Consider the following 3,625-nt stretch of genomic DNA (forward strand, 5'->3'; position numbering starts at 1 on the left):
GGCGGCCGGGGGGCCGACGAGGTCGACGTGCATACGGTTGCCGTCCGCGGCCGCCGTGATCGCTTCCGCGAGGGCGGGGTCCTTGACGATGGCGTCGAGCAGACCGTGCAGGCTCATGGGGCTTTCCGTCCAGGGTGGGCAACGCAAGCAGCCCGGCGCGGGGCGCGACCGGGGGTGTCCAGCGTACGACGCCGTCGGCTCGGCCGTCGGAGCCTGTGGACAAGTGGCCCTGCGCTGCCGTCGCCGCACCGCGTTCCCCGCTCACCCACCCGAAACCGCCACCCGAGAACTGACCCAAAAAGAACAGAACGGCGAAACCCGGTACCGAGAAGGCCCCCAAGACTCCTCGGTACCGGGTGCTCCCCCGCAACCCCCGTATGCGGTGATCGTCGGCCGGGCCCGCGGCGGCTAGTCCGTGGCGATGGCGTTCAGGATGTTCATGCGGCCCGCGCGGAAGGCCGGGACGAGGGCGGCGAAGAGGCCCACGAAGGCGGAGCCGATGAAGACGCCGATGATCGTCGGCCAGGGGATGTCCAGGACGTTCAGCCCCTGGAGGGCGAGGAGCCGCTGGGCGGTCGCGCCCCAGCCCATGCCCAGGCCCAGGCCGAGCAGCGCGCCGAAGACGGCGATCACCACGGACTCCAGGCGGATCATGCGCCGCAGCTGGCGGCGGGAGAGACCGATGGCCCGCATCAGACCGATCTCCCGGGTCCGCTCCACCACCGACAGGGCCAGGGTGTTCACCACACCGAGGACCGCGACGATGATCGCCAGGGCCAGCAGGCCGTAGATCATGTTGAGCAGCTGGCCTATCTGGTCCTTGAGCACCTTCTTGTAGTCGGTCTGGTCGCGCACGGTCAGCGCCGGGTCGGCGTGCAGCGTCCGCTTCAGCGAGGCGTAGGCGGCGGCCTGCTGCCCGTCCTTGGCGGTGGCGAAGACCAGCTGGTCCAGCGGCATCCTGCTCGCCGGCACATACTTCGCGGCGGTCGCGATGGACGCGTACATCGCGCCCTTGTCGATCACGACGTCGTCGCTGGTGATGGCGCGGACCGTCAGCTTGGCGGCCCGGCCGTCCTTGAAACCGACCGTGACCGTGGAGCCGAGCCTGATGCCGTGCTCCTTGGCGAAGCCCTCGAAGACCGACATGGAGTCGGGCCGGTAGGCGTCGGCGAGGTCACCGGCGACCGTCTTGGTGCGCAGGTCCTTCGCGTAGGTCGCGTCGGCGGCGTTGATCGTCTCGTTCTTGGAGACCTTGCCGTCGGGCGTGCTCAGGGTGGCGTCGAGCAGCTTGTACTCGGTGACCCGTTCGAGGCCGGGCGTGGCCTTGATCTGCTGGACCATCTGCGGCTTGACGAAGGTGAACTCCTGGTCGCCCTGGATGATGAAGTCCGCGCCGACGGTCTTGTCCAGCTGATCGGTGGCCGAGGCCACCATCGAGGAGCCGACCACCGACAGGCAGGCCACCAGGGCGAGGCCGATCATCAGGGCGGCGCCGGTGGCACCGGTGCGGCGCGGGTTGCGCAGCGCGTTGCGCTCCGCCATCCGGCCGACCGGGCCGAAGACCCGCAGGATGATCGCGCCGAGGACACGGACCACCCCGCCGGCGAGCAGCGGGCCGATCACCACGAAGCCGACCAGGGTGAGCAGCACGCCGATGCCCAGCAGGCTCGAACCGGACGTGGCCTTGTCGGCGGTCGCGGCGGCGTACAGGCTCCAGCCGCCGGCGCCGGTGAGCACCAGTCCGAGCACGGTGCGCACCGCACCGGCCCTGGCGTCGCTCGGGGCGCCGGCGTCGCGCAGGGCGGCCATCGGGGAGACCTTGCCTGCCCGGCGGGCGGGCAGATAGGCCGCGAGGACGGTGACCACGACCCCCAGCAGCAGGCCGAGCGCGGGCGTGGTCCAGGCGATCGTCAGGTCGTCCGTGGACAGCTCCATGCCCATGCCGCTCATGAGCTTCATCAGGCCGACCGCGATACCGACGCCCGCGCCGACGCCGAGCACGGAGCCGAGCACACCGAGCAGCAGCGCCTCGATCAGCACGGAGCGGTTGACCTGCCTGCGGGAGGAGCCGATGGCACGCATCAGGCCGATCTCACGGGTGCGCTGGGCGACCAGCATGGAGAAGGTGTTGATGATCAGGAAGATGCCGACCAGGAAGGCGATCCCGGCGAAGCCGAGCATCGCGTACTTCATGACATTCAGGAAGCTCTCGACGCTCTTCTGGTTGGCGTCGGCGACCTCCTTGGCGGTGCGCACCTTGTAGCCGTGGCCGAGGGCGGCCGTCACGTTCTTCTTCAGCTGGTCGTCCGTCACGCCCTTGGCGGCGGTGACATCGACGTCCGTGAAGACACCGGTGCGCCCGATCAGGGTCTGCTGGGCGGTCCTGGTGTCCAGGTAGAAGATGGCCGCGCCGGGGTTGGTCACCTTGAAGGCGGCGATGCCGGACACGCGGGCGTGGTGCGTGCCCACGACCGAGATCATGCCGATGTCGTCGCCCAGTTTCAGATGGTGCTTGGCGGCGGTGTCCTTGTCGACCATCACCTGGTCCGGGCCCTTGGGGGCCGTACCGGTGGTGATCTCCATGGTGCGGGCGTCGTTGCCGTTCCAGCTGCCCACGATGGTCGGGGCGCCGCTGGTCGGCGACAGCTTGTCCTTCTTGGCGTCGATCACGGTCACCGAGGTGGAGAACACCGTGCCCTCGGCGGACCGCACGCCCTGTGTCCCGCGGACGGTGGAGACGACGGAGGCCGGCATGACCGGCGGCTTGCCGGTGCGGGAGGTGGTCTGGCCGGTGTCGGAGGAGCCCTGGGCGCTGACCGTGACATCCGAGGCGGTCGCCTGGAACAGCTTGTCGAAGGTGGTGTTCATGGTGTCCGTGAACACCAGGGTGCCGCAGACGAAGGCGACCGACAGCAGGACCGCGACCGCCGAGAGCGCCATACGGCCCTTGTGCGCGAAGAAGTTGCGCAGGGAGGTTCTGAGCACGGTCATGACGTACGTCCCCGGGCGTCGAAGTCCTTCATGCGGTCCAGGACCTGATCGGCCGTCGGCTGGTACATCTCGTCCACGATCCGGCCGTCGGCCAGATACAGCACCCGGTCCGCGTACGAGGCGGCGACCGGGTCATGGGTCACCATGACGATGGTCTGGCCGAGTTCGTCCACCGAGCGGCGCAGGAAGCCCAGCACCTCGGCACCCGCCCGCGAGTCCAGGTTTCCGGTCGGTTCGTCACCGAAGATGATCTCCGGGCGGGCGGCGAGCGCGCGGGCCACGGCGACGCGCTGCTGCTGGCCGCCGGACAGCTGGGTCGGCCGGTGCTTGAGCCGCCCGGCGAGGCCGACCGTCTCCACGACCCGGTCCAGCCAGACGCGGTCGGGCTTGCGGCCGGCTATGTCCATCGGCAGCGTGATGTTCTCCAGCGCGTTCAGCGTCGGCAGCAGGTTGAACGCCTGGAAGATGAAGCCGATCCGGTCCCGGCGCAGCTGGGTGAGCTTCTTGTCCTTCAGACCGGTGATCTCGGTATCGTCCAGATGGATCTGACCGCTCGTCACGGTGTCCAGGCCCGCGAGGCAGTGCATCAGTGTGGACTTGCCGGACCCCGAGGGGCCCATGATCGCGGTGAACT

Annotated in this window: 2 protein-coding genes; both read right to left on the reverse strand. The window is 69.4% G+C overall.

What is annotated here, in order from left to right; genetic code table 11:
• Window positions 1-408 precede the first annotated feature (408 nt).
• Entirely contained in the window at window positions 409-2,991 is a 2,583-nt protein-coding gene (locus tag CCN72_RS22785; protein WP_086809125.1) for an ABC transporter permease, read from the reverse strand.
• The coding region (locus CCN72_RS22790; protein ID WP_244174390.1) for an ABC transporter ATP-binding protein at window positions 2,988-3,625 on the reverse strand (638 nt) is incomplete at its 5' end. The genes CCN72_RS22790 and CCN72_RS22785, both read right to left, overlap by 4 nt.

The organism is Streptomyces murinus (assembly GCF_002154555.1).
Lineage (GTDB): Bacteria > Actinomycetota > Actinomycetes > Streptomycetales > Streptomycetaceae > Streptomyces > Streptomyces murinus.

Excerpts from the sequence above, each read along its gene's own strand:
- CCN72_RS22785 (WP_086809125.1), bottom strand. The coding sequence starts at position 2,991 with ATGACCGTGCTCAGAACCTCCCTGCGCAACTTCTTCGCGCACAAGGGC.